This is a genomic window from Endozoicomonas atrinae (genome assembly GCF_001647025.1).
Classification (GTDB): Bacteria; Pseudomonadota; Gammaproteobacteria; order Pseudomonadales; family Endozoicomonadaceae; genus Endozoicomonas; species Endozoicomonas atrinae.
The window spans coordinates 1-369 of record NZ_LUKQ02000818.1 but is presented as its reverse complement, the minus strand read 5'-3'; the positions used below and the strand labels follow the sequence as shown (position 1 = coordinate 369).

Here is a 369-nt window from a genome sequence, read left to right as displayed (position 1 = left end):
GGGGGCGCTCTCCATGGGTCTGGCGGGTCCGGCCATGGAGAACCTGATCCTGAAGAACGCCGGCACCCGTGGCCTGAATGCGGCCAAGGGGTTCCTGACCGAAGGGGCGCAGGAGTTCGGTGAAGGGATTGGCCAGCAGATGGCGGCCAACTACGGACAGCAGCAGGTGGGCAGAGATGTGGGACTGACCGATGGTGCGTTGGAGCAGGGATTGTCTGGTGCCGTGGTCGGTGGTCCGGTGGGTGGACTGGTGGGCGCTGCCGGTCGAACCCGCAATATGGACGACATCAGGGAGAAGCAGCAGAGGCTCAACGACCTGATGAGCCAGCACCAGACCCTGCAAGACCAGATGCAGGAACCTCACGCCGA

General features: G+C 64.2%; 1 protein-coding gene. It reads left to right on the top strand.

Features of this window, described 5'->3' with window-relative positions:
• Positions 1 to 13: 13 nt before the first annotated feature.
• Positions 14 to 369: hypothetical protein (locus tag AK963_RS30735; protein ID WP_139117853.1), on the top strand; the 356-nt coding region annotated here is incomplete at its 3' end.